At 51.3% G+C, this 12,263-nt stretch carries 12 protein-coding genes and 1 pseudogene; 4 read left to right on the forward strand and 9 right to left on the reverse strand.

Annotated elements, in window-relative coordinates; translation table 11 throughout:
• Positions 1-34 precede the first annotated feature (34 nt).
• Positions 35-1,117, reverse strand: coding sequence for a DUF4344 domain-containing metallopeptidase (locus LO55_RS06285; protein ID WP_083415200.1), 1,083 nt, complete (start codon positions 1,115-1,117; stop codon positions 35-37).
• 50 nt (positions 1,118-1,167) lie between these two features.
• On the opposite strand from LO55_RS06285, the gene LO55_RS06290 reads away from it, so the two are divergent.
• Positions 1,168-1,509 carry a hypothetical protein gene (locus tag LO55_RS06290; protein WP_071360838.1) on the forward strand — a complete coding sequence of 114 codons (342 nt, stop codon included), beginning with the start codon at positions 1,168-1,170 and terminating at the stop codon, positions 1,507-1,509.
• A gap of 84 nt (positions 1,510-1,593) precedes the next feature.
• Here LO55_RS06290 and LO55_RS06295 read toward each other — a convergent pair whose 3' ends face one another.
• Positions 1,594-2,130: an HAD domain-containing protein gene (locus tag LO55_RS06295; protein ID WP_071360839.1), complete on the reverse strand. Its 537-nt coding sequence runs from the start codon at positions 2,128-2,130 to the stop codon at positions 1,594-1,596.
• 579 nt (positions 2,131-2,709) lie between these two features.
• Here LO55_RS06295 and LO55_RS06300 point away from each other — a divergent pair.
• Positions 2,710-3,081: a lamin tail domain-containing protein gene (locus LO55_RS06300; RefSeq protein ID WP_071360840.1), complete on the forward strand. Its 372-nt coding sequence runs from the start codon at positions 2,710-2,712 to the stop codon at positions 3,079-3,081.
• 185 nt (positions 3,082-3,266) lie between these two features.
• On the opposite strand, the gene LO55_RS06305 is transcribed toward LO55_RS06300, so the two are convergent.
• From LO55_RS06305 to LO55_RS06315, 3 genes are all read right to left on the reverse strand, one after another.
• A complete protein-coding gene (locus LO55_RS06305; RefSeq protein ID WP_071360841.1) occupies positions 3,267-3,641 on the reverse strand; it encodes a hypothetical protein in 375 nt (124 codons plus the stop codon).
• A gap of 389 nt (positions 3,642-4,030) precedes the next feature.
• Positions 4,031-4,210: a hypothetical protein gene (locus LO55_RS06310; RefSeq protein WP_071360842.1), complete on the reverse strand. Its 180-nt coding sequence runs from the start codon at positions 4,208-4,210 to the stop codon at positions 4,031-4,033.
• A gap of 1 nt (position 4,211) precedes the next feature.
• Positions 4,212-4,640, reverse strand: a complete 429-nt coding sequence (locus LO55_RS06315; protein ID WP_143054470.1) for a hypothetical protein — start codon at positions 4,638-4,640, stop codon at positions 4,212-4,214.
• Between the two features lie 581 nt (positions 4,641-5,221).
• Between LO55_RS06315 and LO55_RS26230 the strand changes: the two genes are divergently transcribed.
• Positions 5,222-6,016, forward strand: a complete 795-nt coding sequence (locus LO55_RS26230; protein ID WP_143054471.1) for a hypothetical protein — start codon at positions 5,222-5,224, stop codon at positions 6,014-6,016.
• Here the strand turns inward: LO55_RS26230 and LO55_RS25725 are convergent.
• The 4 genes and pseudogenes from LO55_RS25725 to LO55_RS06325 form a co-directional block, all read right to left on the reverse strand.
• Positions 6,013-6,558 (reverse strand): ImmA/IrrE family metallo-endopeptidase, encoded by a 546-nt coding sequence (locus tag LO55_RS25725; protein ID WP_083415202.1) that lies wholly within the window; start codon positions 6,556-6,558, stop codon positions 6,013-6,015. The two genes, LO55_RS26230 and LO55_RS25725, sit on opposite strands and share 4 nt — an antisense overlap.
• Entirely contained in the window at positions 6,555-6,869 is a 315-nt protein-coding gene (locus tag LO55_RS27340) for a helix-turn-helix domain-containing protein (protein WP_083415204.1), read from the reverse strand. The genes LO55_RS25725 and LO55_RS27340 overlap by 4 nt, the downstream gene beginning before the upstream one ends.
• Before the next feature lie 1,216 nt (positions 6,870-8,085).
• Positions 8,086-9,522, reverse strand: coding sequence for an SMODS domain-containing nucleotidyltransferase (locus LO55_RS06320; RefSeq protein ID WP_071360844.1), 1,437 nt, complete (start codon positions 9,520-9,522; stop codon positions 8,086-8,088).
• A pseudogene (locus LO55_RS06325) lies at positions 9,509-10,450 on the reverse strand (S-4TM family putative pore-forming effector). Before LO55_RS06325 ends, LO55_RS06320 begins: the two are co-directional and overlap by 14 nt.
• 955 nt (positions 10,451-11,405) lie before the next feature.
• On the opposite strand from LO55_RS06325, the gene LO55_RS26235 reads away from it, so the two are divergent.
• Complete coding sequence (locus LO55_RS26235; protein ID WP_143054473.1) at positions 11,406-11,990, forward strand: hypothetical protein; 585 nt, start codon at positions 11,406-11,408, stop codon at positions 11,988-11,990.
• The last annotated feature ends 273 nt before the right edge of the window (positions 11,991-12,263 follow it).

A 12,263-nucleotide genomic window follows, 5' to 3' on the forward strand; every position in this document is an offset into this window, starting at 1 on the left:
CCCAGGGCACCTTGAAGGAAGCCTGGCGATTCCATTATCGAGTTGACGCCATCTGGGTGTTAAGGTTGCCCATTGCTTCCTTGCCGTGACGCCAATCGGCTTGACACTTCCTAATCTTAGCTTCCGAAAACTGAGCAACTAGCATAAATTGCTGTGCGACTTTAGCGTTAGCGCCGGCAGCCAAGCATGCGAAGGCGTAGTAGCGGCGCTCCGACAAATCGTGCTCATCCGTCAGTGCGTCAAGTGTCAGCCCTTGCTGTCGAAACACGTCAGAGAAATATTTGACTCCAAAGAGCATGTCGATAAGGTCTGCATCGTTTCTGGATGACGAAATCAAACTCACCGCAGCAAAGTTGTCAGCTTCGCTCTCCTGGTTGCCGAAGTTCTTTCTTGCCCGTCGATTGTGAAGCGCTGCATGTCCGAGCTCGTGCTGAAGTACGTAATGGACTGCATAAAGTAGTCGTTGCAATGCTTGCGGTTCTGTCGTTTGCCGGTCGGACAATGCATTCTGGTACTGCTGAATAAGGCGTTCCGTTAGCTCGTAGCAGAACACAACGGCCTCGCGCTCCCACAGATAGAACGCGTTTGGCGTCTTGCAGTTCATTGCGACGAGCTGGAGATTAGAAGGATACGGGTATCTTGCTCTGGCGAATGCCAACCCATTCTCCAAAATCTTGTTCTGGCGCATCCACTGCGCAGCCGCAGCTGAACCTTTTGTCGAAGCTTGGTAGTTCACTCCCACCGTGACAGCTCCGACAGCCGCCATCTCAGGCATGTTTATAGCTGCCCAGTTCCTAAACGTGCCAAGTTCAAATTGCCGAATCCGTGATTCATACGCTTGAATCAGGCACACGCTGTCGGCACAACGATTGCGCCCGTATTTTAGCCAATCGCGCTGAGATAGAACTGCATCGGGATATGCCTTCTTAATCGGCACATACAGAGCGTACATACGCTCATCGAGTTGAGACAACCGCGGGTCTTTACAAATTGCTTTCTCAACAGTAGTGAGCTTACCGCCACAGGCGAAAGATGCTGCCTTCGCTGCCGTTGGACATAGTGCCACTGCTATAAGAATAAGAAGTGGAGAGGCTACTTGAGACATACGACGGAACATCTGATTTAACTTTCCTTGCTATACCTAGAACTGAAGAAAATGGAGACACGATGAATCGCAAGCTTGCAATGACGACCGCGCTTAGCCTGTTCCTTACTCTGCCTACTGAGGCGAAGAGCAGCCAGGTGAACGTGGGTCTGCTCATACAGCATCCAATAGCGCCGGGCAGCAGCACTCAGCCCTCCACCTACTTCGGAGTTTCCACGTATTCTTTTCTGAACTCGACACTGGTACTGGCGATGAACAGAAAAGATTGTGCGGCGTTTCTGGCGGCCTATAAGAAGCTGGACTACTCACTCAACAGAGTGACCAAGGGGACGCGCTGCAAAGCTGTTAACGTACTGGAAGTGCCAAGGTTTTTCATACCAAATCTCCTAGCAACTGACCGCTAGATGGTTTCCCAGTGGCAATCACTATGGTACCAAATTGGCTGGTAGCCGACTGCGGTTTTCTCAGCAATTCAATAAAATAGGATGTTACCGCTCGCACCGCAGCGTCCAAAGATGTTGTTTAAGCGCAAAGTGCTGCGAGCTTGTTTTGAGCTGTTCCGCGATGCCTGGTTCGGCGAGCCCAAGTATTCGGTCTGTTGGGGCGACAACTCGATGCAGTTCGTTGTCCGGCCAACAATACAGGTCGTCATCTAGAGCGAGCCAGCGTTCAATCCTACGTTCCTCGGCATCTATTTGAATACAGTAGTAACGGGCCGGAGGCTCGAACCCCATCCCTTGGCGCCAAGTCGAGCCGACAACTCGCGCCTTTAGGCTCGGCGTTAGCTGCTCGAGCGCGTATTCAAAACCAAATTCTTTGACCCATGAGGTTGCAAGGATGATGCGCAGCGCTGGGAACGGCTCCAAGAGGGATTCCAGCAACTGGGTGTGCTCAAAAAGCGGATGAGAGCTGGGTCTTCCTCGGATGTAGACTTGCGGCTGCTGTGACGCGTCACGAGTAACCCGAACGTCAGCTGGGTGCAAGACGCCATCGTAGTCGAGGTAGAGGATAGGGCGACTGGTCATCGACTAAGTATACGCCATCGCTCATACACTATCCCGAACAAATCTAGACATCAAGACTACTGCAGTCAACGCAATCCGCCGCGAGGCTGAGCAGTGGCTGAAGGAAACCGCCATCAAGACGATTATTGCCTCCATCCCGTCCCGGGGTGCTGCTGGTCCAGCCGTGATGGGCACTGAGCTTGGCCAGTTTGTGATACGTGCTCACAAAGTGCTTAAGCCTATCATCGAGGTAGCAAACGATGCGAAAGACCTCGCGGAGGACGTAGGGTTTTCCACGAGTTGCGGTTGGGGACCGTGGTCCAGGTTTTGATTATGGGGTAGTCGTTAAGGCAGGCAAATTGGCTTCATATTTCAGCCGCGGCATTGAGAATTACGCTTGCAATTTAAGCAATGGTTCATTATGTACCTTTGCGCTAAGGCAGATGATGCATTCCAACGAGCTGCTTCTAGCACCTTCCAGTATGGAAGCTATTAGGAGTTGAGCCACGCCAAGCGCCGGCAGGTCTTGCAATTTTGCACACAGTTCCCATTTGCATGGTTGGACACTCCCGTCCAATAAACCTTGCTAAAGAACTACAAATGCTGAAAATTATCTCTATCAACAACACCGGTGACATCAAGAGTGAGCACGTGCTCCTAAAGGCTGAGGCCGACTGCAACGTCGGCGACTACCTTCTCACCGACAGCACCTACGGCTCCAATGAGACACCTTCCAACAAGCTTCGCCATGTCTTCTTCTTCCCCATCTTGACGGTGAAAAAGGGCGACTATGTGGTCTTGTGGACGAACCCGGGCAACTATACGGTCGGAAAAATGTCAAATATGGCCCCGCAACACAACATCCATTGGGGTCTGCAAGAGACTGTGTGGAACGTCAAGGGCGATAAGGCCTTCCTCTTCACGGCTCCACGTGCTCAACGCTCGTCATTTACTGTAGCGCCTAAAAAGTGATGTCAAGCCCTCGTGGGTGACCCTGTGCGGCCTACATTTTTGCACTTGGCTCATGTACGCTCACAAGACCCGCTGGCTATCACCAACGGGTCTATTAACTAATCTCCAATTGAAGTGTGCTCTGCAACGCCTTTACACAAGACCTCATCAGGCTCACTTGGATGCGTCCTACTGGCGGCGCCGACTCAAGCAGGGTGAGACTTGGAAAGAATTTCTTTAGCGGTGGCGCCAAGCCGTCCCACAGACTGACGAACCGCCTTCACTGCTTCATCAGCTTGGTAGCTTTTGTAGCCTGCCTGAGAAATCTTAAGCGGCACCTGTTCTGCAACATAGCCGTAAGCACGTTCGACGTTCGCCGCCAACGCCGGCACATTGTGTGGCTCAACAAACTCATGCTCCTGGTTAAGCCGTTTAACCAGGCTTGGTATGTTCAGAGTATGCATGGGTTGCCCCATCTCCCTCTCTAGCTTTAAGACGTCGCGAGCAAGTACGAGCTCAACATCGTCCTGAGCACCACCACTGAGCTTACCGAGTGGAATTTTGCGAATCAGCCTAGACATGGCTCCTCCAGTTCATAGTGTCATAGAAGGTCAAGCCATTGTTCTCCCGCGCTTAGGGGGTGTCAAGAAGGGGACGTTAGCAAGCTAAGCTTCCCTTTGCCGGAAGTCATCAACACCGGCTCCAGAGACAATGTGGCTTGTCCCATCACAGAACTGTGAGAAATCTAAGAGGCTGAGCTCGACTCAAGACGAACTCATCTGAGAAGGCCGAGAGGCCATATAGGTAGAGCCGCGATAGCTGCAGTTACATGGACGCCTGCTAACGCGAACGGCGTGCATCTGTGCATCTGTGCATCTGTGCATCTGTGCATCTGTGCCCGAGTGTAAGCGCCGAACACTAACAAAAAAGCCGAGCTACAAAGCTCGGCTTTCGTTAAGTAGCGGACTAGTCAAGCAGCGCAGGCTTCGTACTGAGCCTCGGCTTGCTCCATAGCGTCAATGCTGATTTCTGCGTTGCGGATGGCAAACTTTACCGACTCATCCCGCTGGTCCATCGTACGAAGTTCTGCCAGCCAAGCAGTCCAAGCTTCTTTTGGTTCGCCCAAGATTGGGCTTTCAAGAAAAATCATATCAAGCTCCTTTCTGAGCTACGCCAATCACAACGGCGTTGATGAGTACTTCAATGTCGGCAGAAGGAACGAGATTATAACGCAACTTCTGCTCCCTGCTAAGTTCATACGTGTAACGAATGAGCTTGGCCCTATCATACCCCAAGTTCAAGATGTGGTTGACGAATTCGTTAGGGATGCTCTTCATCATACCAGGCTCCACACGTACCTTCGCAAACTTCATGTAGCCGGCCTCGAGCAACCGCGCAAAGTCTCGCTTGCGCAGAGTCTCTGCTCGATACCACTCCCCCGAGTGCCCATGTGCGTACTTGAACAGCGTCCCTGGAAGGTGGGCCAAGTTGCGCAGGTCTCCAGAGGATAAGCTGGAGCCGCCTGGATGGTTGTGATGAATCACACCTCGACCGCGCTTGTCCGACAGCCGTGTCACCATGCTGTTTGGTATAGCTACCTTGCTAGGATGATTGCTCGTATGTCGACCCAACACTTTACCCGAACGCAAGCAGTAGCCTACCAAGTACTCGTTACCGGTTCGGCGTCCGTTTCCTACAACATAGGCCCTGCTGTGAGAGTCCAGTAACTTCCTACGCCTTGCTGAAATCAAGGTACCGCCTCTAACTATCTCGAAGAACCGAGCAGTATAGCAGCTGTAGAGAAAAACTTGCTCATCTCTCCTGACCATTGTCGCAAACGCAACACTAGAGTGCGGTCCGGTATTGGGCAACTCTTGGCACTACGACATCAGACCCTGCTAGTGGAGCTCAGCACCTTAGCAAGCGAGGTATTGGCCGGACTGCATTGCTGCGAACGGAGTTCTAGCTCACTACCCTAGTTTAATCTTCTAGATTGAAGAGCATAGCTAAGTTACACTGTATATAAAAACAGTATAACTCAAGAAAGTTGAAATTGTTTCAACATATTAAGTCGTGTACCGCGTGGTTGGGCGGTGCTCCTCCACGATAGGCAAGCTAAGGCAGACGCCCCTATGTTGTTCAAGTAGCTTCAGCTACCTAAGTGCATGAGCTGTTCAGAATCAAAATTTTAACGACCAATATGACCAGTGGAGGGCGAGTGGCCGAACAGGAGAGTTCTAACGACAATCAACCAAAGCCGTTCGTTTTACGGCGCCGTAACCGCGTTCCTGTTGAGATAGCGCAAGGTCGGTTTTTTGCCCGGCATATCGTTACAGGCGACTTACCTGTTTTCAACAAGTATCTCAAGGAGAACACTTCTGGTGCCGAGACAGACTATAACGAACTCGGCAAGCTTGGTATCTTGCGTCTAGTATGCATTGATGAGACTGGAGATTGTGTACCTGCATTGACTGAAGAGTCCTTCAGCAGTCTTACTGAGGCCGACGTCGCTGCCTTGGCCAAAGCTGTTGGTCAGGCATGTGAACTTACCTCCTCCGCGAACATCAGCTCTTTGCCTATCCTCGGCTCAGCATTGGCCAAATACTTGTCTGCTCTGGCTAAGCAGTTGAACAAGAGTTCGGAAGCAATCCGTCAAAGCGTCGGAGCAAATTTTGCGAATCTCTCAGCAACAGTTCAAGCTGCGCTTGGAGAGAGATTCTCAGCGCTGTCTGCTGCACGAAATGCCTTGGGTACTTCTACTGCGGTCGAGGCCGCACAGTTAGCTCACGAACGTCTAAACTCTTTCGTCGGCCAAGCAATCGCCGGCGCTCCGCGCGTTGGCGATGCAATCACGCCGCCTAGTCGCCCTATCGTCGTAGACATCGAACCGTTCCGACCACCGAAGCTTGGGAAATCCGGTATTTGGTCTTTACCGACTTCGATATCTCAAATTTAGATTAGTAGCCGATTGCGAGAGATTAAATTTAACAGCCTGTAAGTGAGTGCTTGGGTACTTACTCCATACCGCTCAGCCAGCGCCGAAAGCTGCTCGTCGTCTTCCATATCGAGCTTCAATGTAAGCAGGTCAGTTTTTAGCAGTGATTCTGGCATTAATAACTCTGCGGCAAACGTATTCGCTTCAATTTCATGAACATCTTGCGCTGTCGAGGACGCCGCCGACCGAAACATTACACTAAAACTTTTATCTATGTGTACTGTTGAAATTTGATGAAGTAATGCATGACCAAGTTCGTGAGCAATAGTGAATCGTTGGCGCACCACTGATTGTTCACTTGCTACGCCGATGATGAGCTTACCGGCATCCCTGAAAAGAAGACCGGATATCTCATCTTTGAAATCATTATAGACAATGGTAGCTCCGCATAAACCAGCAAGCTTATCCACGGGGATTGGAGCATTCTGACTAGGAAGCTTCGCAAGTAATGCGGAAACCTCTCTTGCAATGACAGAATAACGAGGGCGAGCTACAGTGTTCACGTAGTTCTATTGTGAGAGCGCAGATTATTAAGGAAGTCAGTGACGGCCGGCATAGACTCTAATTGCGTCGACTCATAATGAGAAATTCCTGTGGGACGTTCTGGTATCAACCTGGCGACCGAGATATGAAGCGCCTCCGCCAAATCTACAAGTTGGTCCACCAAAATTCTTTGTCTACCTAATTCAATATTTGTTAGGGATGTGCGAGATAGCCCAACGGCACTGGCCAGCTCGCCCTGCGTCATTTTTCGCTCTTCCCGGGCGACGCGCAACGAAGAGCCAATCTGCTTATAAAATCCCTCGGTGACCATTTTTCTATCTTTCGTACAATATTTCTCCTAAGGGTATGTGGTTTTGACAGAAATGTCAACCTCACTCACATTGTGAAGATGATAAGATTTATACCAAAATGGCTGCGAAACACAGCAGAACTTGCTAGGTACGTTAGCTAGAGTTGTGCTTAGAACCTTAACTCTTTGGCAGGTCGCCTGAAATAAATGGTTTCCACCCGCCAGCAGATGAAAATACACAAGGAATGTTTATGCAAGTGATTTTCCAAAATTCCTATAAAAGAATTCTACCGGCCCCAATTTATTTCTCGGATTACAAAATCCAAAGCGTGTACCGCATAATCGGCATCGAGCTCATCAACATTACGCAATGAATATTTAAGTAACTCGTTGTGCTTTCCGCGCGGGTGCAACCTGTTGATTGTTTCTAATGCACTTCGCAAAGCTACCCGTTGTTCATCACCGAAAAATTTTTTATCGTCTTTATCCAGATTCCCAAATCCTGCTCAACCGGTTTTTCTGCCGAAGTTACGGTCTGCATCCAACGTGACACAAGCCTCACCGCTGCGTTCCGACAATGGTCTACAACTGATTGAGGAAGTTCCCTGTAAGCTGAGTTTATCACTCGGTCTAATGCAGTTTGGACGGCAGTCAAACCACCGGCTGGAATCCGTGAGATGTCAAGAGGCGGTATCACTCCGAACGCGGATTCCGCCCTGAGAGTCACCAACACGTCGCCCGAGGCTATTCGCTCGGTTTGAAGAATACGCCATAGGGAATGACCGTCTCGCCGCCCTAAAGCAAGCTGAAGCCCCGCGCCCTGATTAGGCTTTAGAAGCAGGTCTGTGCATTCAATGAAAAGGCTGAGCTCTTTTCTACGCGGCCGTTGTTGTTCGCTGCCTTTAGTAGGTCAGAATTGATTGCAGATGGGCCTCGACTTGCACCATCTCCCACCCAGAGTTACCAAATTTTTGAAACAGCCGGCCGCGCCGTATCGGCTTCCTGGGTCGAAGCTACCATCTACGAATGTCCATCCAAAGGGACTGGAGTCGAAGGCACTTGGAAGTTGCGCCAGGTCCTCAGGCTTCTCTATTAATGTCGCTTGAGAGAGCGTCGGCGTAGGCCACACCGGATGAGTGGGGTCGGCCACACCCTCATAGATGAGCCCGGTACGCCTATCAAAGCCTAATCTCGCCATGCAAACTCCAAGCGCCCCTACGGAGCGAGCTTTTAAATTTTATTCGACCACAACGTAAAATGGCTGTGATTGACCGGCCAACCGCTTGTTGCTCTTTTTCACAAGGAATGCTTCCACTAAGTGAACGCCTCGGTACGCTAACTGCTCCATCCGAGTATAGCCTTGTTCAGAAGGATAAAAGTCGCCTCGTAACTGCTGCGCATCGTAGGCAGCTTTGTCAGTGTTGGTAATTCTCCACTCGACCGAATAGTCTGATGAGAACGGAACTCCAACGTTGTTCACTGCTGCAAACTTAATCCAGTAGTTTGCTTGCAAAGGCTCGAGCGAGCGAACTTGTCGGATTCCAGTAGAATATCTACCTCCATAGAGTTCAGCTTGAATCTTAACCGTTGCCATCGTCGAAGCCGGGCGCCATTTTGGCCTCTCGATATAAGGCAGCCTGAGAATTCTTGCAGGCAGGGCCTTCTCCCCGATTGACTTCACCTTCTCAACTAAATCCCTGAAGTGACCAGCCACAACAATCGCACCATCGGACCTGGCTACAGACTCACTAATACGCGAAGACTCTTTAGCCTCCCCAGCTGCAAATTTATCTCCAAAGACCCGTTGCCACTTACCGATACTCTCATCACGGTCCTGTTCATTGTAGGCATCGTCAATCCAGCCGCGGTATAGATTAATCTTGTCACGGAAGTTCGAGTATTGCATCTGGTCCCAGACACGACTCTGGTTCTCGGTAGGAAGTACCGGGTTCGATAGGTAGGGCACGTAGGGGTTCATCTGCAGCCAGTCATCGAGACGTCCGACCAGGGTCTTGAGAGTAGTCGGGAGGTCTGAAAACGCTGCGGTATCACGGTCATTCTCTTGGACCCGGTTACCCAGCAAAGTCGTGAACAGAAAGGATGGGCATGTGAAATTCCCTTTGATATCGCGAAGGTACTTCAGAAGCCGCGTGACTTTCTTCAAGTCGTTGCCACCAGCAATACCATTTTTCGTAACTACCCAGTCTGTATAGGCTAGCGGTGCAGAAGCCTCGAACGTATCAGTAGTTTTGTTGCAAACCTCGTAACGGCCGTAGTACTCCCGGTCGACGACACAGGGAGCGATGTCGATACGACGTTCACCTGCGTACTCAATCGTCACACAGTGGGAGTAGCAGCAGAGCTTGTCGCTGTACGTACCATTAGCACGCAGGGCCGAAGCCAGCTTGTTGACGTAATCCTTGGCCGTCCACCCGGACTTCGGCTTTACGAAGACAACCAGGTCGGCGTCGAACTCCTTGCCGGCCATAGGCTTGATGATGGTCTGGTGAGCCCAAGAGCCGTGCGGAGCAAACTTGATAATCTCCGGGCCCCAGTCACTTGCCGTGACGGCTTTTTGCACCGCTTCGATACTGCTCTCGAGCAAGTCAATTCGAGACGTGTTCAGATTGACATCGTCGTTCAAAAACGTTCTGAAATGTTCAAGCAACTTCATTACTGACCCCTACATTTTTTGCGATAGCTGACTTTGCCTGCGCAACTAGCTGTTGCGCAGCGTGCTCCGCCTCATCCTCGTTCCCGGAGCGCAAGCAGTTGTACACCCAGTCAAAGACTAAAGGCGAACTAGCGCGGTGTTGATAAATTGCGTTCTGTAAGTCCCGCGAGCTTTGCTCCATCTCCGCCTCTGTCGCGCCGCCCAAGGCCTTGTCCCACATCTTCTCGAACTCGGATTTGAGCGTTGCCAGCGTCGTCGCCGTGTCCAGCTACTTACGCTGCTCACGAAGCACCCAGGTAAAAAACGGCGCGAAGGGCAACCCTACTGCAAGCATCAGCTCAGATAGGTTCATGTTGAAAATAAGGCCAACTACAATCAGCACGACACCCAAGCCAATCGCGCCGTAGAGCAACGTGCTACCGTATTTCTTCCGCATGCGAGCGTCGTACGAAATATTTGTGCGCTGGCAAATCAACCGGCCAAAGGCCAGGGGGACCTCGCTCGCGCATACGTAGTACCAGCTTGCCAGCTCACTTTCGCGCTTCGCCGACAGCAGCTTCGCCGACGCCCTACGTACATCCTCGTGGTCAACCTGCTGGCCCGCAACGAACCGGTTCCATTTCAGCCCGAAGACCTGGGTGTCAAATTCCTCAATCAGCTTGGCGCCTCTCTTCACACGCTCCTTCTGAACGCGCTCGATGATGCCAGTGTCCAATAACAGCAACACAAGAGCAGCCAACGCAAGGTAAGGCTTCAAAAGAGGGAAACGCGGTGAGAGAAGCACACTCATCACTGGCAGGGCAATGGTGAGTACAACCAAGCCACCCTGAGTGAACTTGGCGGCGTGGTATGTGCATTCACGTGCACGGAGCAGCGCTACCAAATGGGGTTGAGACTGCTTAGCAGATATTTCGTTTGTCATTTGCATAATGAAGTACCTGCAGTGCAGTGGTGCAGCCAGGTCCAGTGGGGAAGACGTCTTCACTTTACGGACACCAACGGCTCATGTCAACCACACAAACAAATTAGCAACAATGTGATTGAAATTGCCATCGGCGGCAGTTCGATTGTAGTACCATGCTCGCCGCACTAGCACTTGCCAATTGACAACACGACAAGTTATCCTTGCTCGGAAACTTAGGCACGGTTCATCAGTTCTAGCTCCCTTCCGATTGCCTTAACTGGTCGATATTGAAATAGCACTTGGGTGTTCTATGGTCGCTGCAGTTTTTGGACTTATTGGTGTGATAGTTGGCTCCGTGCTAACGTTAGCTCGGGAGTGGTGGTTTCACCGACAAAGAAACCAAAAAGAGCGGGAGTACTTGGCCGTCGTCGTAAGCTGCGCCTTGGACGCGTACGCCAAGCAATGCGCTGACGTCGTAGCGGATGACGGCCTATACCAAGGTCAGACTGACGAGCAAGGCTACCATCGCATCCAGACAGACACCCCAAGGTTTGAGCCGGAAAAACTCACTGTTGAGTGGAAATCTCTGCCGGCTGCTCTGTTGCACCAAATCCTGGCGTTTCCGACTCGAGCCGAGTCCGCGGAGCGGAAAGTGAGCGGTGCGTTCGAGCATAGTGCCATGCCTCCAGACTTTGCTGAAGGATTCGAAGAGCGCATGCTCCAGTACGCCAAACTAGGACTAACAGCTGCGAATTTAGCTGAACAGCTAAGGGGACTAGTCAAGCTGCAAGCTCCAGAGAGGCCAACTTGGGACCCAGTTGAGTACATGAAGGAAAAGCTGGCAGAAATCGAGGCTTGGCGCTTGGAGCGCGAAAGACTATATGCGCCTTCTCTGCCAGGCATCACAGCAAGCGACGCAGCAAGCAGCTCGTGATGGATGGTCCGGCTACTAGCCGATATTCAAATCTGAAGGCATTCCATGACTCAAAAGAATCACCCTGTTTGGGGTGTGTATAACAAGCTTCGAACAGCAAGGCTCAACGTCAAGTATTACTGCCAGCGCCTGGAGCGGGCAGAGAAATGGAATACCTTCTTTGAGATTACTATGCTCGCCTCTGCACCGACGTCGGCAATCGCCGGACTATGGTTTTGGCAAACTGAGTATGGAAAGATGGCTTGGCAATGGCTAGGCTGCGCGGCAGCCCTATCTACTCTCATCAAGTCCGCGTACGCACCAGGTAGAAAAATCAAGCAATACGAAGGAGTAGTCGTAGGCTACCGCGCCTTGGAATATGACCTCATGGAGATAAAGGCCATGATAGAACAAAAAGGCAAGTACGACTCTACATTACAGAGTGATTTTAGACGCGCACTTCAGCGAGAGAAAACACTCGTCGGCAAGAATCCCGAAACGACGCCAAACATACGTGTATTAAAACGCTGCGAGCAAGAAGTGAGGGATGAGCTACCGGACAATTGTTTCATAACCCCAGGAGATAAAGATGACCGACCCGAAGAAGCCCTCCCCGCCACCTCCTCCACCTCCGCCGCCACCTCCTCGTGAACCAAGGCCTTCACCAGGACGCGATGAAAAAGCTCACGTAGAACCCACCAAACCTTGGTAACGTAGGTCAGCTTCAGCACCCAACACTCTATCTGGGGCCGGCGGCTCCAGGTAGAGTGCACTCTCGTTGGCCGGTCTCGCTCTGCTCGACCAAACCGTGTCCACAGCACTAATGCCATGTAAAAGGCGCCGTCGAAGCACCGTTATCGAACTTCGCTTTCCTATTCTTTAGTACTAAACAGTTTTCACTATGGCAAAAGACGTCGCGCGAAG

The organism is Massilia timonae (genome assembly GCF_001866515.1).
GTDB classification, from domain to species: domain Bacteria; phylum Pseudomonadota; class Gammaproteobacteria; order Burkholderiales; family Burkholderiaceae_D; genus Telluria; species Telluria timonae.

What these genes read in the sequence shown, in the direction of transcription:
- LO55_RS06285 (WP_083415200.1), bottom strand. Translation starts at nt 1,117, where the DNA reads ATGTTCCGTCGTATGTCTCAAGTAGCCTCTCCACTTCTTATTCTTATA.
- LO55_RS06290 (WP_071360838.1), top strand. Translation starts at nt 1,168, where the DNA reads ATGAATCGCAAGCTTGCAATGACGACCGCGCTTAGCCTGTTCCTTACT.
- LO55_RS06295 (WP_071360839.1), bottom strand. Translation starts at nt 2,130, where the DNA reads ATGACCAGTCGCCCTATCCTCTACCTCGACTACGATGGCGTCTTGCAC.
- LO55_RS06300 (WP_071360840.1), top strand. Translation starts at nt 2,710, where the DNA reads ATGCTGAAAATTATCTCTATCAACAACACCGGTGACATCAAGAGTGAG.
- LO55_RS06305 (WP_071360841.1), bottom strand. Translation starts at nt 3,641, where the DNA reads ATGTCTAGGCTGATTCGCAAAATTCCACTCGGTAAGCTCAGTGGTGGT.
- LO55_RS06310 (WP_071360842.1), bottom strand. Translation starts at nt 4,210, where the DNA reads ATGATTTTTCTTGAAAGCCCAATCTTGGGCGAACCAAAAGAAGCTTGG.
- LO55_RS06315 (WP_143054470.1), bottom strand. Translation starts at nt 4,640, where the DNA reads ATGGTGACACGGCTGTCGGACAAGCGCGGTCGAGGTGTGATTCATCAC.
- LO55_RS27340 (WP_083415204.1), bottom strand. Translation starts at nt 6,869, where the DNA reads ATGGTCACCGAGGGATTTTATAAGCAGATTGGCTCTTCGTTGCGCGTC.
- LO55_RS06320 (WP_071360844.1), bottom strand. Translation starts at nt 9,522, where the DNA reads ATGAAGTTGCTTGAACATTTCAGAACGTTTTTGAACGACGATGTCAAT.
- LO55_RS26235 (WP_143054473.1), top strand. Translation starts at nt 11,406, where the DNA reads ATGACTCAAAAGAATCACCCTGTTTGGGGTGTGTATAACAAGCTTCGA.